The sequence below is a fragment of the Fibrella arboris genome, from assembly GCF_041321095.1.
Taxonomy (GTDB): Bacteria; Bacteroidota; Bacteroidia; order Cytophagales; family Spirosomataceae; genus Fibrella; species Fibrella arboris.
The window spans coordinates 1-22,055 of record NZ_JBGGWE010000024.1; the positions used below are offsets into that span (position 1 = coordinate 1).

Annotated in this window: 16 protein-coding genes, 1 tRNA gene and 1 rRNA gene; 12 read left to right on the forward strand and 6 right to left on the reverse strand. The window is 51.2% G+C overall.

Annotated elements, in window-relative coordinates:
• Window positions 1-4 precede the first annotated feature (4 nt).
• Window positions 5-115 (forward strand): 5S ribosomal RNA (gene rrf / locus ACAW75_RS25435).
• 250 nt (window positions 116-365) lie between these two features.
• Here the strand turns inward: rrf and ACAW75_RS25440 are convergent.
• A complete protein-coding gene (locus tag ACAW75_RS25440) occupies window positions 366-1,184 on the reverse strand; it encodes an Fpg/Nei family DNA glycosylase (protein WP_370731605.1) in 819 nt (272 codons plus the stop codon).
• A gap of 117 nt (window positions 1,185-1,301) precedes the next feature.
• On the opposite strand from ACAW75_RS25440, the gene ACAW75_RS25445 reads away from it, so the two are divergent.
• The 10 genes from ACAW75_RS25445 (at window position 1,302) to ACAW75_RS25490 (ending at window position 11,704) form a co-directional block, all read left to right on the forward strand.
• Window positions 1,302-1,376 (forward strand) — tRNA-Pro (locus ACAW75_RS25445).
• Between the two features lie 214 nt (window positions 1,377-1,590).
• Window positions 1,591-3,030 carry an anthranilate synthase component I family protein gene (locus ACAW75_RS25450; RefSeq protein ID WP_370731606.1) on the forward strand — a complete coding sequence of 480 codons (1,440 nt, stop codon included), beginning with the start codon at window positions 1,591-1,593 and terminating at the stop codon, window positions 3,028-3,030.
• Between the two features lie 104 nt (window positions 3,031-3,134).
• Window positions 3,135-3,701 carry an anthranilate synthase component II gene (locus ACAW75_RS25455; RefSeq protein WP_370731607.1) on the forward strand — a complete coding sequence of 189 codons (567 nt, stop codon included), beginning with the start codon at window positions 3,135-3,137 and terminating at the stop codon, window positions 3,699-3,701.
• 124 nt (window positions 3,702-3,825) lie between these two features.
• A complete protein-coding gene (gene trpD / locus ACAW75_RS25460; RefSeq protein WP_370731608.1) occupies window positions 3,826-4,812 on the forward strand; it encodes an anthranilate phosphoribosyltransferase in 987 nt (328 codons plus the stop codon).
• A 54-nt stretch (window positions 4,813-4,866) separates the two neighbouring features.
• Entirely contained in the window at window positions 4,867-5,694 is an 828-nt protein-coding gene (gene trpC / locus ACAW75_RS25465; protein WP_370731609.1) for an indole-3-glycerol phosphate synthase TrpC, read from the forward strand.
• The gene (locus ACAW75_RS25470; protein WP_370731610.1) at window positions 5,691-6,335 is read left to right on the forward strand and encodes a phosphoribosylanthranilate isomerase; all 645 of its coding nucleotides are present in this window, start codon (window positions 5,691-5,693) and stop codon (window positions 6,333-6,335) included. The genes trpC and ACAW75_RS25470 overlap by 4 nt, the downstream gene beginning before the upstream one ends.
• Window positions 6,336-6,965: 630 nt before the next feature.
• Complete coding sequence (gene trpB, locus ACAW75_RS25475) at window positions 6,966-8,180, forward strand: tryptophan synthase subunit beta (protein ID WP_370731611.1); 1,215 nt, start codon at window positions 6,966-6,968, stop codon at window positions 8,178-8,180.
• A gap of 88 nt (window positions 8,181-8,268) precedes the next feature.
• Window positions 8,269-9,060 carry a tryptophan synthase subunit alpha gene (gene trpA, locus ACAW75_RS25480; protein WP_370731612.1) on the forward strand — a complete coding sequence of 264 codons (792 nt, stop codon included), beginning with the start codon at window positions 8,269-8,271 and terminating at the stop codon, window positions 9,058-9,060.
• Between the two features lie 117 nt (window positions 9,061-9,177).
• On the forward strand, window positions 9,178-10,074 hold the full coding sequence (locus tag ACAW75_RS25485; protein WP_370731613.1) for a glycerophosphodiester phosphodiesterase family protein: 897 nt from the start codon (window positions 9,178-9,180) through the stop codon (window positions 10,072-10,074).
• A gap of 82 nt (window positions 10,075-10,156) precedes the next feature.
• The gene (locus ACAW75_RS25490; protein WP_370731614.1) at window positions 10,157-11,704 is read left to right on the forward strand and encodes a GH3 auxin-responsive promoter family protein; all 1,548 of its coding nucleotides are present in this window, start codon (window positions 10,157-10,159) and stop codon (window positions 11,702-11,704) included.
• A gap of 153 nt (window positions 11,705-11,857) precedes the next feature.
• On the opposite strand, the gene ACAW75_RS25495 is transcribed toward ACAW75_RS25490, so the two are convergent.
• From ACAW75_RS25495 to ACAW75_RS25515, 5 genes are all read right to left on the reverse strand, one after another.
• Complete coding sequence (locus tag ACAW75_RS25495) at window positions 11,858-12,346, reverse strand: flavin reductase family protein (RefSeq protein ID WP_370731615.1); 489 nt, start codon at window positions 12,344-12,346, stop codon at window positions 11,858-11,860.
• The gene (locus tag ACAW75_RS25500) at window positions 12,321-13,709 is read right to left on the reverse strand and encodes an MptA/MptB family glycosyltransferase (RefSeq protein ID WP_370731616.1); all 1,389 of its coding nucleotides are present in this window, start codon (window positions 13,707-13,709) and stop codon (window positions 12,321-12,323) included. Before ACAW75_RS25500 ends, ACAW75_RS25495 begins: the two co-directional genes overlap by 26 nt.
• Window positions 13,706-15,247: a cellulose synthase family protein gene (locus tag ACAW75_RS25505; RefSeq protein ID WP_370731617.1), complete on the reverse strand. Its 1,542-nt coding sequence runs from the start codon at window positions 15,245-15,247 to the stop codon at window positions 13,706-13,708. Before ACAW75_RS25505 ends, ACAW75_RS25500 begins: the two co-directional genes overlap by 4 nt.
• Window positions 15,248-15,356: 109 nt before the next feature.
• Window positions 15,357-16,055: a glycosyltransferase family 2 protein gene (locus tag ACAW75_RS25510; RefSeq protein WP_370731618.1), complete on the reverse strand. Its 699-nt coding sequence runs from the start codon at window positions 16,053-16,055 to the stop codon at window positions 15,357-15,359.
• Window positions 16,056-16,131: 76 nt separating this feature from the next.
• Entirely contained in the window at window positions 16,132-17,205 is a 1,074-nt protein-coding gene (locus ACAW75_RS25515; RefSeq protein ID WP_370731619.1) for a 2Fe-2S iron-sulfur cluster-binding protein, read from the reverse strand.
• Window positions 17,206-17,680: 475 nt separating this feature from the next.
• Here ACAW75_RS25515 and ACAW75_RS25520 point away from each other — a divergent pair, with 475 nt between their 5' ends.
• Window positions 17,681-22,015 (forward strand): putative Ig domain-containing protein, encoded by a 4,335-nt coding sequence (locus tag ACAW75_RS25520; protein WP_370731620.1) that lies wholly within the window; start codon window positions 17,681-17,683, stop codon window positions 22,013-22,015.
• Window positions 22,016-22,055 lie beyond the last annotated feature (40 nt).

Genomic DNA, 22,055 nt, shown 5'->3' on the forward strand with positions numbered 1-22,055 from the left:
GGAGGTTGGTGACGACGGGCGGGTGCACACCTTTTCCCATTCCGAACAGAGCCGTTAAGCCCCGCACTGCCGATGGTACTGGTGTCACGACCGGGAGAGTAGGCGGTCGCCACCCCTAGACAATAGAGTCCCGCTTCGCAAGAGGCGGGACTTTTTATTGTTATATACCCCTCAGCAAACGATGCACTTATAGGTTGTAAGTTGCTTCGGGCTGTAGGCCCTTTGAACGCAGCGGGAGACCGTTCCGATCAGGGCGAAACACTCACTCAAGGTCACATGTACATCAATATGCGAGTTGTTATCCTGAAACTGTCGAAGAGACACAAGCGCGAAGTAACTTGTTACAAAGTATCAACTGACACAGTTTAAGAAAGCACCTGCTCTTCCGGGCAAAAGTATGTAGTTCGACCTCCTACCTCTATCACCTCGATCGCTATGCCGCACCGAGGACAGAACTTATACGCTTCAGGGTCTTCATAAGGAGACATATCCCACCGACGGGCGTGGATAAGAAACGAAGGTGGGAAATCGCGATAATTGGCTTCTTTGATAATAGCTGTTTCAAGCACAAGATGTATAGCATCGTGGATGGCCTGAATCTGTTCATCAGATAAATCTGCACTAATATTCGATGGATGCACCTTGGCCTGGAACAGCACTTCATCCACAATCCAGTTACCTAATCCGGCCGTGGTAGATTGATCGAGTAGAACGGGCTTAACAGGCGAACGCCGCTTCCTAAGCTTGTTGGATAACGTACCTACATCAATAGAAAGCGCATCGGGGGCTATTTTCTTAAGCTTTAGGTATTCATCAATGTCGGAGACAAGTCCGACTCGTTCAAATTTTCGGGGACATACAAAACCCAGGCAAAAGCCATTCTTAAAGTAAAACACGATACGGGCGTGTCTTGGTCGGTCAATTGAGTTGTGGTAATAAACCAAGTCTCCCGTCATGCCGAAGTGCATCCGGACAATGACAGTGGGATTATCTGTATAGATGAAGAGATTCTTACCAACTCGTTTGGTGCCCAGAAACCGCCGACCGTAGAGGTTCTCTTGTAGTGTGCTAAAATCTGTGGTGAGTAGCTTCTTATCTTCGACCGTAATTGAATCGATGGGTTGATCAAATGAGGTAGCTTCTAAATAGAGACGCCGCATCTCGACTTCTGGTAACTCAGGCATATGGGGTTGATGAATGTCAGTTATATAACGAATCGATTGCCTTTTATTCGTAAAAATTTACGGTTGCAGTTTCAAAATCAGACTGAATAACTATTTTTGTGCTCAGAAACGGGGTATAGCGCAGCCTGGTAGCGCGCTACGTTCGGGACGTAGAGGTCGTGGACGGTCCGCCGCAGCGGTTCGAATCCCGCCATTCATTAAAACGTTGATAAAAAAGGAGAGGTAAAAGCTCCACTTGATTTATAAGAACATGAATCTGATTACGAACAAAGCATGGTGGTGGCACTTTTCCTGCAAAGGATGAGGGTTGCCCTGTTGTGTTCTGTATAACACTCTATCAAAAGGCTCACCGTCATCCCGGTGAGCCTTTTTTATTGTCCGAACTTCCGTCTAACGCCTTACTACAATGACCATTTCGCCTCAAACCAGTCAACAGTATGCTGTTCATACCACGCATCGGCGCATGCTGGCAGATATTATCACGCCCGTGAGTAGCTACTTGCGTATTCGTGATAAGTATCCCAATAGCATTTTGCTCGAAAGCGCCGACTACCACGGCAACGACAACAGCTTTTCGTACATCGCGTTCGATCCGGCTGCGCGGTTCACGTACGCCGAAGGCATCATCAGCACGGTGTTACCTGGGAAGGAGGAGACACGTAGAACAGCTGATCCTGATGCGTTGATGCCAGCGCTACGTAATTTTAAGGATCAGTTCACGGCTCCAGCATCCGGGTTTTCGTTTATCTCAAATGGCTTGTTTGGTTATTTCGGTTTCCCAGCTGTCGAGGGATTTGAAGATATTCACCTGACAGCGCCAGTTCCTGAGGAAAATCGTATTCCAGCAGCGGTTTTTCAGGTATACAGATACGTTGTGGCGATCAACCATTTCAAAGACGAACTGCATTTGTTCGAACATCAATACCTTCAGGAAGGAGAGAAGCCTGCCGAGAGTCTCATTGACGAAGTCACTGCTTTTTTGACGAGTCGTAATTACGCGCTGTACTCGTTTACAACGACAGGTGAAGAAACCTCTAACTTTAGCGACGACGAGTTTCGGGGTGTTATTCAGCATGGAATTGATCACTGCCGCCGGGGCGATGTGTTCCAGATTGTGTTATCACGGCGTTTTCAGACGCCATTCAGAGGCGATGAATTCAACGTGTATCGGGCATTACGGTCATTGAATCCATCGCCTTATCTGTTCTATTTCGATTACGGCAATTTCAAACTGTTTGGCTCATCGCCTGAGTCGCAGATCGTGGTGAAGAAAGGCGAGGCAACGATTTATCCGATTGCAGGTACGTTCCGCCGGACGGGTGATGATGCGAAAGATGCGGAGTTAGCCCAAAAATTGTACGACGATCCGAAAGAATCGGCCGAGCACGTGATGCTGGTCGATCTGGCCCGGAATGACCTGAGCCGAAACTGTGATGTGGTGAAGGTGGAAACGTTTAAGGAAGTTCAATACTATTCGCACGTAATTCACCTGGTGTCGAAAGTCGTTGGCCAATTGAATGAGGGGGCTGATCCGCTGCAGATCGTGGCCGAAACATTCCCCGCAGGTACGTTGTCGGGCGCTCCGAAACATATGGCGATGAAGCTCATTGACCGGTACGAAAACCAGAGCCGGGGTTTCTATTCGGGAAGCATCGGCTATATGGGTTTCGACGGCGAATTCAATCATGCCATTATGATTCGGACGTTTATGAGCCAGAACAATTCGCTGTATTACCAGGCTGGGGCGGGTGTAGTAGCCAAGTCCGTAGTTGAGAGTGAACTACAGGAGGTGCACAACAAGTTAGGCGCGTTACGGGCCGCCATTCAACAGGCACAAACAATCTAAAAAAGTTCTCTGTCATCAGTTTACTGTCTTCTGTTGCGCTGCTACTCAGCAGGTAATTTGATGGAGCAACGCAACAGAAGACAGAGGACACAGATCTCATTTCCATGAAAATTCTTGTTTTAGATAATTACGATTCGTTTACCTACAACCTGGTCTATATCCTGCGTGAGCTGGGCCATCGTCCCGATGTCATTCGGAATGATAAACTGACGGTTGAGGACGCTGCCGAGTACGACAAAATCCTGCTCTCGCCGGGACCTGGAATCCCGGATGAAGCTGGCGTTCTGAAGCCATTGATCGCTGAATATGCTGCCACAAAGTCGATCATGGGCGTTTGTCTGGGTCATCAGGCAATCGGTGAGGTATTCGGCGCAACGCTCGAAAACCTGGGCGATGTGCTGCACGGCGTGGCCCACTCGGCTCAGGTTGTTGACCGGCACGAACCTTTATTCAACGAATTACCCGACGATCTGACGGTGGGCCGGTATCATTCATGGTCAGTCGTCCGTGATGGTTTGCCCAACGATTTACTCATTACGGCCGAAGATGAAAATGGCCGTATCATGGGTTTGCGCCATGCCCGGTACGATGTTCGGGGCGTACAATTCCATCCTGAATCGGTACTGACCGTTGGCGGCGTGCAAATGATGAAGAACTGGCTAATGACGTAAAGAGTGAACGAATGAATGAGCGAAAGAGTGGCTAAGTAGCGAACTACCTGGCCCTTCAGAATACTCATCCATTCGTTCTTCCCAAGGTTTAGTCACTCTTTTACTCTTTATCTCTTTCACTTGCATGAAAGCAATCCTGAATCACCTTTTCGAATATAAGACCCTGACTACGGCGCAGGCAAAGGAAGTACTGCTGGGCATTACGCAGGGCCAGTACAACCAGTCGCAGGTGGCGGCATTCCTGACCGTTTACATGATGCGGAGTATCCGGGTTGAGGAACTGGAAGGGTTCCGCGACGCCATGCTGGAGCTTTGCTTACCCGTTGATTTGTCGGGCTACGATGCCATGGACGTTTGTGGTACGGGCGGCGATGGGAAAGACACGTTCAATATCTCTACGTTGTCGGCGTTTGTCGTGGCCGGGGCGGGGCAGCGGGTAGCCAAGCATGGTAACCACGGCGTATCGTCGCTGACGGGATCGAGCACCGTGATGGAACGGTTGGGCTACAGGTTCACCAACGATATTGGCGAATTGCAGCGCAAAATAGAAACGGCGGGTATCTGCTTTCTACACGCGCCCCTGTTCCACCCGGCCATGAAAAACGTTGGGCCGATCCGAAAAGAGTTGGGCGTAAAAACGTTCTTCAATGTGCTGGGGCCAATGGTGAATCCATCGCGGCCCAACAAGCAACTGGTGGGGGTATATAGCCTTGAATTGGCCCGGCTTTATGCGTACCTTTATCAGCAGACAGACAAGCAGTTTATGGTGCTCCATTCGCTGGATGGTTACGATGAAGTGTCGCTTACTAGCCCATTCAAGGCCATTACGCACCACACGGAACTGATGCTAAATCCGGCAGATATTGGATTTGAGCGACTATCGGCCCAAGCATTGTCGGGCGGGAAAACAGCAGACGAATCAGCTCAGATTTTTATGAATGTGCTGAACAACGAAGCGACTTCAGCCCAGACGCAGGCCGTACTGGCAAATGCCGCTATGGCATTGCTGGCCGCCGGCAAAGCAACCACTACTGAAGAGGCTGTGGCGCTGGCGCGGGAGTCGTTGGAGAGTGGCCGGGCCAAACAGTCGTTCGACATATTGATGAAGTAAGGTCATTCGCCGAGCATTAGTATGTGGAACGAATGACTACTTAACGATTGATAGATGACTATTTTAGATACGATAGTTGCCCGTAAACGGGATGAGGTTGCCGAGCGGAAGGCAACTGTTTCGGAGGCTCATTTACGGAACATGCCCCTTTTTAATCGCTCCGTCAATTCGGCGCGGGCGGCACTGATAGCAGCGGGCTCTACAGGTATAATTTCGGAGTTCAAACGTAAATCGCCGTCGAAAGGTATCATCAACGACCGAGTTGATGTAGCTGAGACCACGCGTGGGTACGTTGCTGCCGGTGCGGCTGTTTTGTCGGTGCTGACCGACGAGCCATTCTTTGGTGGCACACCTACCGACTTGCAGGCTGCTCGCGCCGCTAATCCACACACCCCGATCCTGCGTAAAGATTTTGTGGTCGATCGTTATCAACTTCTGGAGGCAAAAGCCTGGGGCGCTGATCTGGTCTTGCTCATTGCTGCCTGCCTTACGCCCGATCAGGTACGTTCCCTGAGCGAATTTGCCCATGAACTTGGTCTGGAGGTGTTGCTGGAAGTACACGATGCCGACGAGCTGCAACGTTCTCTGTGTGAAAGCATTGATCTGGTTGGTGTGAACAACCGGAACCTGAAAACATTCGTCACCGATATCGATACGTCGATCCGGTTGGCTAGTCTGATTCCAGCTCAGTATGTAAAGGTAACCGAGAGCGGACTGCATGATGCCAGCACGATGGTGCGGTTGCACGAAGTGGGTTATCAGGCGTTTTTAATTGGCGAAGCGTTTATGAAAACAGATAACCCGGCAATGGCTTTGCGTCAGTTAGTGACCGATTATAAGGAACAACTTGTCCAATCTAAAACCATTCATCAAATCGTATGAAGATTAAAGTATGCGGCCTGCGCGATGCGGCCAATCTGGAGCAAGTGGCGGCTCTGAATCCGGATTTTGTCGGCTTTATCTTCTATGACCAATCACCCCGGTTTGTGGGCGACGAACTGGATGCAGATGTGGTTAAAGCCCTGCCTCGGTCGATTCGGAAAGTGGGCGTATTTGTTAATGCCAGCCCGGAATATATTCTGCGATCGGTAAAAAAATACGATTTGCAGTATGTACAGCTTCACGGTAACGAAGCCCCCGATTATTGCCGAAGCCTACAGAACAGGGGCGTTAACATTATCAAGGCCTTTAGGGTCGATGGCACCTTCAACTTCTCGATGGTGAACAACTACAAAGCCTACGCCGATCTGTTCCTGTTCGATGCCAAAGGCGAGCAGCCCGGCGGTAATGGACATACCTTCGACTGGAACGTGCTGAAAAACTACGATAACGAAAAGCCCTTCTTCATCAGCGGTGGTATCGGCCTCGAAAACCTCGACCAGCTGGATCAACTGAAGGGAATGAAGCTCTACGGCGTCGATGTGAATAGCCAGGTTGAAGTATCGCCGGGGGTGAAAGACGTGGCGAAAGTAAAAGAGCTTATCGATCGGCTTCGGCCAATTGAAGAGGAGGAAGAAGCATAGCATTTAACTATAAAAAGCCGCTTTATGGAAACGACGAAGCAAGTTGAGGAGGACAATCAAAGAACGCGGATCGAATGTGTATAAGCCGGAGGACATAAAGCGGTGGGGTGTTGATCGGTTCTTGGACGCTGTTGCTCCTAAAGACGCTTTCTTTTTTGGAATCGAATTCTCTAAAGAAGAGAACAAGCGCATGGATGAAATTCTGGCCGAAGAGAAAAACCGTAAATGATATTCGATACAAATCGTCTAATTGAGCTAATTCGAAAGGACATTAAGGGCCCAGGTCGACTAGTGATACCAGTCGTAATAGTAGGCGAATTAGAAGCATTTGCACTTAAGTCAGATCGGGGAATTCAGAAAGTGAATAGGATGAATTCCATAATCTCTACCTTTCCAATAGCTGATAGTACATTGTCAATAACCAAAAGCTATGCCTTAATTGATGCTTTTAGCCAGGGTAAACTAGACTGGCTTCCTCGCGAAAGGTCTGCTCGGAACATGGGCAAAAACGACATCTGGGCAGTTCGCCGCTGCTACTGCCTTGTAACTGGATATGGAATTGCATAACCGCAGATAATGATTTTGACCATCTGACGGCTCTCGGGCTACGTCTGGTAAAGTACTAATTTCATGCAAACGATACTTGAACCCCAACCCTCGACGACGAACGGCTCATTCGAGGTAACCGATAAAGGCTTTTACGGCCATTTTGGTGGTGCATTCATCCCCGAAATGCTGTACCCCAACGTAGAGGAGCTACGCCAAAATTACCTGGACATTATTGCCGATCCGGCGTTTCAGGCGGAGTTCTGGCAGTTGTTGACCGATTATGTAGGTCGTCCCACACCGTTGTTTCTGGCTAAGCGACTGTCGGCACAAGTTGGCGCAACGATCTACCTGAAGCGGGAAGACCTGTGTCATACGGGTGCCCATAAGATCAACAACACCATTGGGCAGATTCTGGTGGCGCAGCGGCTTGGTAAGAAGCGTATCGTGGCCGAAACAGGCGCGGGGCAGCATGGCGTGGCTACGGCTACCGTTTGCGCCCTGATGGGTCTGGAATGCATCATCTACATGGGTTCCATTGATATTGAGCGGCAGAAGCCAAACGTTGACCGTATGCGGATGCTGGGCGCCGAGGTACGTCCTGCCAGATCGGGAAGCCAAACATTGAAAGACGCGACCAACGAAGCCATGCGTCACTGGATCAATAACCCGGTTGATACGCACTACATCATTGGTTCGGTGGTTGGTCCACACCCGTACCCGGATATGGTGGCGCGTTTCCAGTCGGTGATTTCAGAAGAGATTCGGAAGCAGCTGCTGGCGAAAGAGGGCCGCGAAACTCCCGATTACGTAGTGGCCTGCGTAGGCGGCGGTAGCAATGCGGCCGGGGCCTTCTTCCATTTTCTGGATGAGCCTCAGGTACGTCTGGTTGCCGCTGAAGCCGCTGGTCAGGGCGTAAACACGGGTCATTCGGCCGCTACAACGGCGTTGGGCAAACCTGGTGTGCTACACGGATCACGCACGATTCTGATGCAAACAGACGATGGGCAGGTAACCGAGCCTTATTCCATCTCGGCAGGGCTGGACTATCCGGGTATTGGTCCGCTCCACGCCCACCTGTTTGATTCGGGCCGGGGCGATTTCTACAGCGTTACCGACGATGATGCCGTGAAGGCTGGTTTCAATCTCAGCAAACTGGAAGGCATCATTCCGGCCCTCGAAACGGCTCATGCGCTGGCGGTGCTGACTGAACTGCCGCTGAAGAAAGACGACGTTGTTGTTGTTTGCCTGTCGGGGCGGGGTGATAAAGATTTGAGCACCTATACCAAGTATCTGTAAACTAGTTTCAGGTTCCAGGTTTCAAGTGCTTCGCTTGGTTACCGACAGGTTGATGGGCAAAGCACCTGAAACCTGGAACTCACTCGCCATGACGACAACCCTACAAAACCGCATCACCGACCTGTTTTCGACCAAAAGCGATCGATTGCTCAATGTCTATTTCACTGCAGGTTTTCCTAAGTTAAACGACACACGGACGGTGCTCCGAGGCCTGCAACAGGCCGGCGTTGACCTGGTTGAGATTGGTATGCCCTATTCAGACCCGGTGGCCGACGGTGAAGTTATTCAGCAGAGCAATGGCGTTGCCCTTACCAATGGCATGACCCTGCGGATCCTGTTCGAGCAACTGGCCGGTTGCCGCGACGAAATTACGGTGCCGCTGCTGCTGATGGGCTACATCAACCCGGTGCTTCAGTTTGGCGTGGAGGCGTTTTGCCGGAAATGCCAGGAAGTAGGTGTCGATGGCGTGATTCTGCCCGACCTGCCGTTCGATCTGTACGAGGCTGAATACAAAAGCACGTTTGAGCGCTACGGCATTCTCAACATCTTCCTGATAACACCACAAACCACCGACGAACGCATTCGCTTCATTGATGAGGCCTCGGAAGGGTTCATCTACATGGTATCATCGGCGAGCATTACCGGTTCTGTATCGGGCATTAGCGATACCATGAAGGCCTACTTTGAGCGGATTGCTGTCATGAACCTGCGAAACCCGAGGCTGATCGGTTTCGGTATCAACAACCAGGAAACATTCGATACGGCCAGTGAACACGCCAACGGGGCTATTATCGGCAGTGCGTTCGTGAAGCATCTACAGAAAGAGGGTCCGGGTCCTGAGGGGATCGAAGCCTTTGTGAAAGCGATTAGACCATTGTGAATTACAGCTATTCATTAGCGTATAGCTGTAATAGTCTCACTCAGCCGGTAACTGTTTGATAACACAAGCAGCTACCGGCTTTTTTTTACATTTGATTTCACGAATCCAGGCCACTTTATGCGTGCGGTACCGCTGCTGCTTTTCATGCTGACAACCAGTTCACTTTCTGCTCAACCCGCAGGCGCTTACGACTTACAGGGGCACCGTGGCTGCCGGGGCCTGATGCCTGAAAATACGATTCCTGCTTTTTTAAAAGCACTTGACCTGGGTGTGAATACCCTGGAAATGGACGTAGTGATCAGTCAGGACGGACAGGTAGTGGTGTCGCACGAACCCTATTTCAACGCCGAGTTCAGTATAAAACCAGCTGGTGATCCGGTAACGAAGGCCGAGCAGAAAAGCCTGGTCTTGTACAAAATGCCGTATGCCGAGATCAAAAAGTATGATGTTGGGGCGAACGGAAACCCGCGCTTTCCGGAACAGCAGAAGCAGCAGGTTCACAAGCCATTGCTGAGCGATGTACTGGCCGCAGCCGAGGCGTATAGAAACGAAAAAAACCTGCCCGCATTTAGCTATAACATTGAACTGAAAAGTGACGAATCGGAATACGATCGGAGCCAGCCCCGTCCGGCGGCGTTTTGCAGGCTGGTCAATGCCGTGCTGACGAACGCGAACGTACCTGCCGAGCGAATCATCATCCAAAGCTTCGATTTTGTCATGCTTCAGGAATGGAATGAACAGATCAAAGCCAAAAACGCCTTGCCAGTCCGGTTAGCGGCGCTGGTCGAGAATATTCGTGGTATTGACCATAACCTAAAAAAGCTTGGGTTTAAACCCGCTATTTATAGCCCAAATTATCAGCTGATCGGCCGTGATAGCGTCGAGAAATTACACCAGCAGGGAATTAAGGTTGTGCCCTGGACCGTGAATAATCCGGCCGATATGCAGCGAATGCTCGATATTGGTGTGGATGGCCTGATCACCGATTACCCCGATCGGGCTAAAAAACTCTGAAACAAGGTGGCGTAGCCCGTGTTTGTACTTAGACCGACAAACGGTTAAGTTTATAGCCTAATCGCCAGCTCGTACTGCTTGTATGACCTTTCTGAACACGACGCTCAGTTGGCTGCTTCGTCGGCGCCTTCCTCGCATTGAGGAGCTAAAGGCACACCCGGGAGACGCACAACAAACCATATTCCGATCGCTGATCGGGCGGGGGCGGCGTACCGAATGGGGGCGTAAACACGGATACGGCAGTATCCGGTCGGTACGCGATTTTCAGCAACAAGTACCTGTTTCCGGTTACGAAGATTTATTTCCGTATATCGAGCGGGTCATGAAAGGCGAACAGAACGTGCTTTGGTCATCGCCCATTCGCTGGTTCTCCAAATCGTCGGGAACAACCAACGCCCGCAGCAAATACATTCCTGTCTCCTCCGAAGCCCTTGACGATTGCCATATCAAAGGCGGGAAAGATATGATGGCGCTATACATCGCCAATCGGCCAGATACGAAGGTTTTTGACGGGAAAGGACTGTCAATAGGCGGCAGTCTGCACGCGAACCCGTATGGCCGCAATAGCGCAACGGGCGACATTTCGGCTGTAGTCATGAAAAACCTGCCTGCCTGGGGGCAGGTGATCAGAACGCCATCCCTCGATATCGCCCTAATGGACGAGTGGGAGACTAAAATTGAGCGGATGGCGCAGGTTACGGCTCAGGAGAACGTAACGAGTATTCTGGGCGTACCTACCTGGACTATGGTGCTGATTCAGAAGATTCTGGCACAAACCGGCAAAAAAAATATTCTGGAGATCTGGCCTAATTTTGAGGTATTCGTTCACGGCGCCGTAGCGTTTCAACCCTACCGGGAATTATTTAGTCAGCAGATTTTTGGGGGGAGCAACGTGGGCTTTCAGGAAGTCTATAATGCCTCGGAAGGGTACTTCGCCATTCAGGACGACATGACTCGGGCTAATGAAATGATGCTCATGCCCGATTACGGTATCTTCTATGAATTTGTGCCGGTTGAAGATGCAGAGAAGACGTTTCCAAAATCGTATACCATTGACGAGGTTGAACTGAATCGCAATTATGCACTGATCATCTCAACCAATGCCGGCCTGTGGCGGTACCGAATCGGGGATACGGTTCGCTTCACCTCACTCTACCCGCACCGCATTCGGGTTAGCGGACGGACCAAGCACTTCATTAATGCGTTTGGTGAGGAGGTCATCGTAGAAAATGCCGAAACGGCGATCACTCAGGCCTGTATGGCTACGGGTGCCGTTATTTCCGACTATACCGCCGGGCCCATCTACATGCAGCATGACCGCATAAGCGGGCACCAGCAGGGAGGCCACGAATGGGTTATCGAATTCGCCCGTGAGCCAAATAGCCTTAGTGATTTTATTCAGGTCCTCGATGACACGCTCAGGCAGGTCAATTCAGATTATGACGCCAAGCGGTACCATGATCTGGCCCTGGTACGTCCAATAGTACACGCCGTACCCGCAGGTACGTTCTACGCCTGGATGCGAGAACGGGGTAAAGTAGGTGGCCAACACAAGGTTCCCCGCCTCAGTAATTCCCGCGAATACGTCGACGATTTACTGGGCGGCCGGTATGGTAGTGTGTATAAGTAAGTTTCAGGTTTCAAGTTTCAAGTTTCAGGTTTCAAGGGTCAGGTTTCAAGGGTCAGGTTTCAAGGGTCAGGTTTCAAGTGGCTTCGCTGTATCACTAGATTGAGCGAAGCCACTTGAAACCTGACCCTTGAAACCTGAAACCTGACACTTATTTCACCCCCTCACCAACTTTTTCTCTTTTAAATAATCGTTGGTTAGCACCGCTTTACCTGGGTTAAGTACCACCTGTTTTAGCACTTCGCAGATGAAAACGTCATGGTCGCCCCCATCGACATTGGCTAACACGCGACACTGAACGTACCCAACAGCCTCGGTCAAGTAAGGGCAGCCACGTTCATCATAGGCGTGGGGTAACCGGCTGAACTTATCTACGCCCCGACCCGATTGCCGCCCCAGTTTGCGGATGAGCCCGGTCTGCTCCTGCGCCAACAGATTCACATTTAGCAAGCCGCTTTCGCGCACTAACTCAATGGTGTAGTCAGACTTGTACAGTGCCACGGCTAAGCGGCTCCCGCCCAGCGCGGTTTGCATGACCCAGGTAGCGATGTTCGCATTTTTCCGGGGCGTAGACGTACTCAGGCCAGCCACCGTTGTGATTGAGTGAACATCGTAATTTTTATACTTCAGCAGTCGTTTTGCCATGCAATCGTCGGTAAACCAGATAACGCCGGGTGTCAATGCTAAATAAAATAAAAACGACGCCGTATTCGAGCAGTAACAGGGTCGAGTCTTCATGGGCCGGCATAGTTCGGTAGGCCGAATAAGAAAGCCAGACCACCCCTGACCAGAACAGAAGGTAACGAATGGAATTCGCAGACGAAACAGAAAACACCGAGATGGCTACCAGCGACGTAACATACCAGGGGTGAACCGTTGTGGCCATAGCCAGATAGAGCGTCAGCATCCAGAGCAAACGGATCGGCACAGGGAATTGACGCCTAAACGCGATGACCAGCAAACCGGCGGTCGTGACCAGCGATAACCACAGGCCAATCCGCCCCAGTACATTGTAGCCTTCCAGCCAGTAACCCACCTCCCGAATCAGGTAATAAAGGCTGGCGTTGAATTCAAACTTGCGGAAATACAGGTCAATGCTTTCGAGCATATTCATTAGCAACGAAAGATCAAAAAAGGGAATGAACAGGAGGCTGACGAAGCCAACAACAAGCAGCGAATAGCGCAGCCCGGTTTGCCAGCCGGCATAGGCCACGACTAAAGGTAACGTAATCAGTGGTATCAGTTTGGTAGCAATGGCCAGCGCTAACGTTCCCGCCGACAAAACCTGTTTCTGTTGTTGCCAGAAATAAGCGGCAAGCAGGGTTAAGCAGATCATTACCGCCTCGAAATGAACATTGCCCGTCAGTTCCAGAATAACCAGCGGATTTAGGCCGTAAAGCAAGGCCAGATTGGGGTTACAGTGGTGCTTCTTCAGGAGTTTGGGCATCAGCCACAACGTACCCAGCTCTGCCAGAATGATCGGCAGGCGCAGAACGACCACGCTCCCTGTCGGGTTGTCTGGCGAAAGCCAGGCTGCCAGCGCAAAAAGGAGCTGGTTGACGGGTGGGTAAACAGTATAGTAATTCGGTGAATTCAGTAGTTGATAGAGTGCCGGATCAACGTACCTGGTGGGTACTAAACCGCCCGCCATTAATTCAACCGGCAGAAATCTGTACGGATTAATACCATGAAGCAGTAAGCGACCGTCCCAGATAAAGCGGGCGTAATCGTCTGATAAGGCGGGCATTGCCACGATCAGTAGCAACCGGAAAAGCACCGCCGCACCGAATAAAAACTGGTCGATGGGTGTGTTGGCCGTATCAGTACCAAGCAGGAGTGGTCTGATACGCAGGCTGTAGCCCCACATGAGCAGGGTATACAAGCCGATCAGCATCGGGAACTGATCGCGCGTGGTTGTGTACCCAAGTAATCCGTACAAACAGGCTGATAATACGAGCCACCCCCAGCGCGTAGCCGACGTAGCCAAAAAGGGAGAGTATAAGCTCATGCAACCGCACCCGTAGGCCGCGCGTTGGTCGTAGACGATTCGACATCGAAAGGCCGTGACCGAACCGATAAACGGACCGTGTGGAGCAGCGAATATACGAATACCAGCCCGTAGCCCACCGTTAACATACTGTGAAAGAACAGCATCCGGTAATCATGCAGGAAGATCCCGAGACAGATGCCGCCAATGAAGTAGAGCAGCATAAATCCTTCTAATACCGTTAGCCACGAAAAACCGGCTGCCAGGTATACGTTGCTTCGCCAGCTATCGGACGCTTTTTGAACATTGAATTTTGGCGTCCTGACAAAGGGCGTTTTCCGGCCCATGTAGCCTTCGATGACCGCAAGGGCATTATGCAGCGAGAGGCCCATCATCAATGACGAATAGGCAAGAAAATACCAGGGAAACAGCAGTTTGCTTTGCGAATTCGACCGCCAGAATGGAATGCCGTAAAAGAGTAGAAGGATGATTAAGTTGGCCTGGAAAAAGTTGATTAAATAATACACCAAAGCCCATTCTGGATGCAGACTGCGGATATATAGAACCGGGACACTGATAAACGCGAGCAGAAAGACGAGCAAAAACGTAGAACTGCTGAAGAGATGAAAAAAGGCGTGAAGTTTATGCATGCCAGGTACGTCAGGTGAGCGCAGCACGCTCATCAGCAGGCGGCGCGCGCATTCGGCGGCTCCTTTCATCCAGCGGTACTGTTGCGATTTGAGCGCAGCCATGGCTACGGGTAATTCGGCAGGCGAACCGATATCTTCCCGATACACGAATTTCCAGCCTTTCAACTGAGCCCGGTAACTCAGGTCAAGGTCCTCGGTAAGCGTATCACTGCTCCAGCCGCCTGCATCGTAAATGGCTGATTTCCGCCAAACGCCGGCCGTGCCGTTGAAATTCATGAAAAAATCAGCGGCATTCCGCCCACCCTGCTCAATAAAGAAATGAGCATTCAACCCAAAGGCCTGTAGCTGAGTTAGCAATGAATAATCTTCGTTGAGGTGTGTCCAGCGGGTCTGTACAATACCCACGGCCGGATTGGCAAAATGGGGGACAGTTTTCAACAGAAAATCGGGGTCCGGCACAAAATCGGCATCGAAAATGGCAACGAACTCGCCCTGAGCCCGGTCTAGTCCATACGCCAAAGCGCCGGCTTTAAACCCTACCCGATCAGGGCGTTGTATCAGATTGATGCGGAAACCAAGTTGCTGATAATAGGCCACTTTCCGGGCGCTAAGCTCAATCGAATCGTCGGTCGAGTCGTCGAGAACCTGTATTTCGAGTTTATCCATGGGGTAGGTCAACCCGACTACGGCATCGATCAGGCGTTCTACCACATAGCGTTCGTTGTAAAGAGGCAATTGCACGGTCACCCTGGGTAGCGCTGACCAGTCGGCCGATCCGGGCACGACGGTGCGAACCTGTTGGCGCCGGCCTGCTTTCAGGTAGATGACAATCAGACTGAGTTGCCCGAGGTTATACGCAAAAAGCAAGAGCAACGAAAGGGCGTAAAGCGCAAGAATAATCTGTTCCATATAGTCAGACAATACCGTCTGTTCCTAAGCATAACGTTGACATTCAGGCGAAAAGCTGGAAAATATGGACGCTACCTGTTCACGAACAGGCCAACCCTGTGACTCCGACTTATCGACTGTATTTGGCAATGGTTGTCAAAATTTTATAACCCGCTAAAACAGTGCCGCGTAACGTACCTGAAATCTTGGAGTGACCGATCCGGCGACGATACCGAACGGGCACTTCCATACTACGCAGACCCAGTTTTGCCGCCTTTACCTGCATCTCCACCGTCCAGCCGTAGGTGGTGTCCTGCATATCAATGGCCACCAGGCTAGAGAACCGGATAGCCCGAAAAGGACCCAGATCGGTAAACCGAACACCATACAGCCAGCGGATCAGGCGGGTTGCCAGCCAATTACCAAACACTTGCTGGGGCGTCATTGATCCCCGCTGCCTTTCTCCCAATGCCCGCGATCCGATCACCAGATCGGCTTTATCGGCCAGAATTGGCGCAATAATGTCGGGTAGCTCAGCCGGGTAATCAGAATAGTCGGCATCGAGAAAAACGATGATGTCTGGCTTTTGTTGGCGAATGTGAGCGTAGGAGATACCACGCAGGCAAGCGCGCCCATACCCTTGCACTGGCTCGTTCAGAACGGTAGCCCCTGCGGCAGCTGCCTGAACAGCCGTTTGGTCGTTGGAATTGTTGTTGACCACCACCACTTCAGCAACACAATCGGCCGGAATCTCGCGGACGACGTTACCGACTGAATTCTCTTCATTGAAAGCAGGAATAATAACCAGAACAATGGGGGTAGGGGGCATCGTCACAACTAGATATACGTAAAAAAGCCGGTCAAGGACACTCCTCCACCGGCAATCACAGCACAGTGTGCGTGGTTTAGTCAATCTCTATAACTACATTTTTAGAAGCCGGATGAGCCACACAGGTCAGAACGTACCCAGCTTTAATTTCCGATTCAGACAGACCGTCCTCTTCATCGAGCTTTACCTCACCCGACACACACTTGCCCAGACAGGCCGTACACATACCCGCCTGGCAGGAGTAAGGCAGATCGATATCCTGTTCCAGCGCGGCTTCCAGAATAGTTTGGTGCGGCTCAACAACAAACTTGTATTCGTTGCCTTCATACAATACCGTCACATCCTGAATGCTGCCGTCGTCACTGTCTGTCTCTCCCTCGATTACAGCGCCAACCGCCTGGGCCGTTGTCGCCGTTTGAAAGCTCTCCCGGTGAATTTTGTCGGAAGGAACGGCTAGCAAATTTAACGCCGAACGTACCTCGTCCATTAATCCATCTGGGCCGCAGAGGTAATATTCGGCCTGCCGTAATGAATCGGGGCGGTGCGATTCCAGCAATTTTAGCAAGTTTGACTGGTTGATGCGGCCAGAGAATCCTGCCCAGCCGGGCAAGGGCTGGCTTAAAATATGTGTCACCGTAAGCCGGTCGGTATACACGCCTGAGATAGCATCCAGATGGGCCTTATAAATGATCTCCTGCTGGTTCCGATTGCCATAGATCAACCATACTTCACTGTTTGGTTCAGCGTGCAGGATCGATTTCATCATCGAAAACAGAGGAGTTATGCCACTTCCCGCGCCAATCAGGATATGTAACCGCTTGGCCGATGCAACAAGGGTAGGCGTGAACGTACCCATAGGTTCGAGCGTCTCCAGCACATCGCCCTCTTTTAGCCTGTCGCACAGATAGTTCGATACCAACCCGCCCGGCAGCCGCTTTACCGTTACAGCCAACGACGCATCTACATGTGGTGAGCTGGACATTGAATAGGAACGCCGGACTTTTTGGTTACCAATGGTTAATAAAAACGTCAAAAACTGGCCGGGTTGGTAACGGACAACTTCATTGATTGGATGCCAGAATTGGATGGTAATAGCGTCGGGGGTTTCCCGAATCACTTCTTTCACTTTTAGGTAATACCGATTAGCCATGAATGCGTAACGCTACAACGCGAACTTTGTTGATGGATTGCTGGTCACAAAGTTCGTGATAAAAGCGATTAGTCTCGTATTAGAAGTTAATCGCTGGGGTGAAAGGATTGTATATTTGTTAGCCCCCGTATATACACTTAACATATGAAGTTACTATTATGCAAATTTCTGTCTAGTCAATTTCTTTGCACGATAATTGCTACTCGACAAGTTAAGGCTCCTTTAGATGTAAACAATTTCTTCAGAATTGAGCCCAAGCTAACCCAGACTATAAAGAGTGCCTCTGTTCAGCCCGGTGACAGCCTCCCGTCGGTTGACCAGACTTGTTGTGCCTAATTTATCCAACTATAGTAATATGCAACAATCTTTTACGATTGGGAGGCTGCTTGTTTACTGGGTTCTTTTACTGGCAACTGTTGTCCAGACGATTCCAGGCAATGCTCAAGGTTATGTTGATGATGGTAAGCGCTATGCTATGTACACACTGTATCACTACGGAGATAGTGATGGCAGTATGCAACGAAGGCAGATCGCTGGTATGGAGGATGCGTTTACCAATGGGTGTAATTCCGTTGTCATTGGTATTGCCTGGGATGTACTGCAACCTAGTCTCAATAGTGCTCCCAACTGGGCGTACATTGATCGGTTTGTTGAGGTAGCTCAGCGGTACAACGCAAAAGTTGCTTTTCGCCTGCGCACCTGTCGCCAGGATCGTACTGGCTTCTGGCCAGAGGAGCAATCCATGCGTGATTCGCGCGGCAAGGTTATGGATCTCGAAGGAGCAAGCCACGCTCGATTTGGCTATGCCCCTGCCATGGATAAGATTCAGGATTTTGTTCGCTCCGCAGCGCAGCATTATAAATACCTGAATGATCGGGGCGATCTACTGTTCATGTCCGTTACGTTTAACCCCCAATGGGAGAACGAATACTGGGGTACGAACTACCCTGACCAGTATAGAACGTCGTATGATTTCAATGACCTAACGATTGGTGATTTTCAGCGCTGGGCCATCGCTAAATACAACAATAGCCTGGATGCCGTCAACAAAGCATGGGGCACCAACTATGCAACCGTGTCGGCCATTAAGCCTACCTACCCTAATGCCAATAATGAGTCAGCCTATCAGGGCAGGCGCGGGGCAGATTGGTATGCCTTTCGGCATACGCAACTGAAGGCTTTCAATGATCAGTTTGCCAAAACGGTAAAAGGAGTTGATCCAACCATTCGCGTGGTTACCGAACAGGGCAGCGTCTACGACACGCCCAACCGGGGGACAATGGGTTTCAAGAGCCTGTCAGAATTATCAGACGGTATAAAAGTGAACGATTCGCCGGGCTTCATCTATCAGCTTTCGATGGATTTGCTGCGTAGCAACATAAAACCGGGTGGTTGGCTGATTAATGAGGTAGACGGACTGTATTATCGTGATCCAACCAGCACTGCAGCCATTGCTGATCAGATAGAAACCAGTTTTAAGTATGGCGCCAAAATAGTTTCATTCGCCAATTACTTCCTCGACTTTAACCAGGAAACGCAGCTTAGAACACTGCTGGCTGGTATAAAAGCAAAGCGGTTGCTGGAACAACCTGTCTCAACGGTGACGCCTGCGGGAACAATGACCTACAAGTTGTCTAATGTTGTCCAGAGCAATCTTTACGAGAGCGGCGTGTTTGGGCAGTGGGCAACTATCAGGGGAAGCGATGGCAAACCGGTGCGGATACTCATCGATGAAGACTTGCTGAGCACGGCGTCTGTCGCTCCGCAGAACCAGCTCCCTACTGTAGCCAATCGGGTACCAAATCAGACAGCCATACTAAACAAGTCGTTTTCCTTTAAAATACCGGACAATACGTTTACCGACGCCGACGGGCAGATCGCCACGGTAGCTGTGTCGGGGTTACCCGTTGGGTTAAGCTATGACCTGGCTACCCGCACAATTAGTGGCACACCGGCGCTGATCGGTTCAAATGAAATAACCGTGACTGCCACCGACAATAATAATGCTACGGTTACCGATTACTTTGTGCTGGCTGTAAAGCGGGCTACCTTACCCCTTCAATTGCTAGATCCGGTTGTTGATTGCGCCACGGGCCGGTTTGAGTTCCGAACAACAGAAGGTGATGGGTCACCGGTCGACTATTCGATCAACAATGTATATACCTGGAGCAGCCAGTCTACCTTCATATTGGCGGATCAATTCCGGTCGGGAAGCGTTCTGGCCATAAAAGCCCGGCAGAGCGGAACAGAGATCTCGCTCAACTATACGACTACCTGCCCAGTATCATCTACGACTACGAATAAGCCCCCGGTTGTCAACACCACGTTATCTGATCAGGGCGCCACATCGGGTTTCCCCTTTCTTATTATCCTGCCAACAAACGTGTTCTCTGACCCGGATGGGCAGATCGCGTCAGTAAGTGTATCAGGGCTACCGCCGGGAATCAACTATGCCCCCATAACCCGTATTCTGGAAGGAACGACTACCAGTGTTGGCATTTGGACCGTGGTCGTAACAGCCACCGATGATAAAGGCGCCACCGTATCGACCACATTTAAACTGGTTGTTGGGTCGGCCATTGTAGCCAACAAGCCGCCAGTTGTGGCCAACCCGCTAGCCGACCAGACTGCCACAGCAGGACAGGCATTCAGCGTTAATTTACCAGACAATACGTTTACCGATCCCGACGGAACAATTGCGTCGGTTAGCCTGTCGGGGCTACCCGCAGGAATCACCTATACGCCAGCGACGCGCACGCTGGCAGGAACACCCGCTAATGCCGGCTCCTGGACAATCACGGCTACCGCTACCGATAATAAAGGCGCCACCGTATCGACCACATTCAAGTTTACGGTAAGTGCTGGCTCATCGATAAAGCCGCTCCGGCTACTCGATCCGTTGCTGGACTGCGCCTCTGGCCGGTTTGAATTCCGGTCGGCTGATGGCGATGGCACAACAATAGAGTATGCTGCCGATAATCTGTTCGGTTATAATGCACGGTCGGTTTATACATTGACGGATTATTACCGGTTTGCGTCGGTACCCATCACCGTGAGAGCCCGGCAGAGTGGGGTCGAAGTGGTTCTCTATTACACGGTTACCTGCCCCATTGGCAACCGGAATCCGGTAGTGAGTACACCTATCGCCGATCAGGCGGGTACGGTCACTAAATCGGTTTCTATCGTGCTGCCGTCAGGTACGTTCTCCGATCCCGACGGACAGATTGTGTCTGTAGCGGTGAATGGGCTACCACCTGGCCTGAGCTACGATGCGTCGACGCGCCTGATCACCGGCACCGTATCGACCACAGGTACGTGGACAGTGACCGTTATGGCCACCGATGATAAAGGCGCAACGGTGTCAACCTCGTTTGTTATTACGATCCACCGTGATACAAAGCCATTGAGGCTCCTTGACCCCGTGCTGGACTGCGCAACTGGTTTGTTTGAGTTCAGAACGGCTGATGGCGATGGATCGCCGATCGAGTACAGCATCGACCGGCTGTTCACCTGGACCACACAGTCTTCCTTTACGCTGGCACTCGCTTTACGAAGCAACACCCAACTGGATATAAAAATCAGGCAGAATGGGCAGCTGGTTGCAGGCGTATATCACCCAACCTGTTTGCCGCCGAACGATTTGCCAACCGTGAAGACCGCGATACCAAATCAGACGCTGACCCAGTTTGTCAACACGACCTTGGTAGTCCCGGCCGCCACCTTTGCCGACAGCGATGGCACCATCGACAACGTGAGTATAGTGGGTGTACCACCGGGTCTGGTCTATGGGGCTAACGTGAGATCGATGAGCGGCGCCCCCATCGTGACCGGCACCTGGACATTGACAGCCACCGCCACCGACAACCGGGGGGGAAGCGTGTCTACCACGTTTACCATAACGGTAGTTCCGCAGGCTAAGCCGTTACGGTTGTTAGATCCGGTACTTGACTGCGCTACAGGCCGGTTTGAGTTTAAGACCGCTGATGGGGATGGGACGGCCATAAGGTATAGCATCGACCAGATTCTCGACTGGACGAGCCAATCGGTCTACACGCTTGCCGAAGGTCCTCGTTACGGTACGGCCCTGGTTTTACGGGTACGCCAAAGTGGTGTTGAACAAACGCTGACCTACACGACAACCTGCGTGCGGCCAAACAAACCACCCGTGGTAACGAACCGGCTGGCCGATCAGGTACTGACGGTGAATCAGCCCGCTTCGTTTACCGTACCGGCCAATGCGTTCACCGATCCTGACGGAACCATCACTTCACTTACACTGACAGGGTTGCCGGTTGGCCTGAGCTATGACCCGACAAAACGGGTTGTTCAGGGCGTACCAACCCTTATCGGTACCAGTCCGGCTATTGCTAAGGCAACAGATAACGGTGGCGCTTCCGTCAGTGATACCTTTTTGATCACCGTTCGGGCAGCCCCGCGTTTTGCCGTGACTACTACGCTGCTCGACATTCAGGGTAAGGTATTGAAAGACCTGGTAGATGCCGATCTGCTCGACAGCAAAAAGATGCCGGTACTTGCCAACCTCAGCTGTCAGCCCAAAGTGGCGGCGGGTAGCGTATTGATGGAATTAACCGGCAAAGCAAAACGCACGGTGTATGCCAACGCGGCCCCTTATCTGCTTTATCCGGCGGGGCAGGGGTTCAAACCAGACGTAGGTTCGTATCAGTTCAAGGTCACTGTTTTCTCGGGCCCTAACGGTACAGGTACGTTACTGGGTACGACCACCGTTCGGTTCGATATCATCATTGCGAATGAGGGAGGCAGTATCCCGATACAAACAACCGAAAAATAGGGTACGCTTAACAGCCATCGGCGCTGCTGCCAGGGAATCC

What these genes read in the sequence shown, in the direction of transcription:
- ACAW75_RS25470 (WP_370731610.1), top strand. Translation starts at nt 5,691, where the DNA reads ATGAAGATTAAAGTATGCGGCCTGCGCGATGCGGCCAATCTGGAGCAA.
- ACAW75_RS25485 (WP_370731613.1), top strand. Translation starts at nt 9,178, where the DNA reads ATGCGTGCGGTACCGCTGCTGCTTTTCATGCTGACAACCAGTTCACTT.
- ACAW75_RS25515 (WP_370731619.1), bottom strand. Translation starts at nt 17,205, where the DNA reads ATGGCTAATCGGTATTACCTAAAAGTGAAAGAAGTGATTCGGGAAACC.
- trpB (WP_370731611.1), top strand. Translation starts at nt 6,966, where the DNA reads ATGCAAACGATACTTGAACCCCAACCCTCGACGACGAACGGCTCATTC.
- trpC (WP_370731609.1), top strand. Translation starts at nt 4,867, where the DNA reads ATGACTATTTTAGATACGATAGTTGCCCGTAAACGGGATGAGGTTGCC.
- ACAW75_RS25455 (WP_370731607.1), top strand. Translation starts at nt 3,135, where the DNA reads ATGAAAATTCTTGTTTTAGATAATTACGATTCGTTTACCTACAACCTG.
- ACAW75_RS25510 (WP_370731618.1), bottom strand. Translation starts at nt 16,055, where the DNA reads ATGCCCCCTACCCCCATTGTTCTGGTTATTATTCCTGCTTTCAATGAA.
- trpD (WP_370731608.1), top strand. Translation starts at nt 3,826, where the DNA reads ATGAAAGCAATCCTGAATCACCTTTTCGAATATAAGACCCTGACTACG.
- ACAW75_RS25495 (WP_370731615.1), bottom strand. Translation starts at nt 12,346, where the DNA reads ATGGCAAAACGACTGCTGAAGTATAAAAATTACGATGTTCACTCAATC.
- ACAW75_RS25440 (WP_370731605.1), bottom strand. Translation starts at nt 1,184, where the DNA reads ATGCCTGAGTTACCAGAAGTCGAGATGCGGCGTCTCTATTTAGAAGCT.
- trpA (WP_370731612.1), top strand. Translation starts at nt 8,269, where the DNA reads ATGACGACAACCCTACAAAACCGCATCACCGACCTGTTTTCGACCAAA.
- ACAW75_RS25505 (WP_370731617.1), bottom strand. Translation starts at nt 15,247, where the DNA reads ATGGAACAGATTATTCTTGCGCTTTACGCCCTTTCGTTGCTCTTGCTT.
- ACAW75_RS25450 (WP_370731606.1), top strand. Translation starts at nt 1,591, where the DNA reads ATGACCATTTCGCCTCAAACCAGTCAACAGTATGCTGTTCATACCACG.
- ACAW75_RS25500 (WP_370731616.1), bottom strand. Translation starts at nt 13,709, where the DNA reads ATGAGCTTATACTCTCCCTTTTTGGCTACGTCGGCTACGCGCTGGGGG.
- ACAW75_RS25520 (WP_370731620.1), top strand. Translation starts at nt 17,681, where the DNA reads ATGTACACACTGTATCACTACGGAGATAGTGATGGCAGTATGCAACGA.
- ACAW75_RS25490 (WP_370731614.1), top strand. Translation starts at nt 10,157, where the DNA reads ATGACCTTTCTGAACACGACGCTCAGTTGGCTGCTTCGTCGGCGCCTT.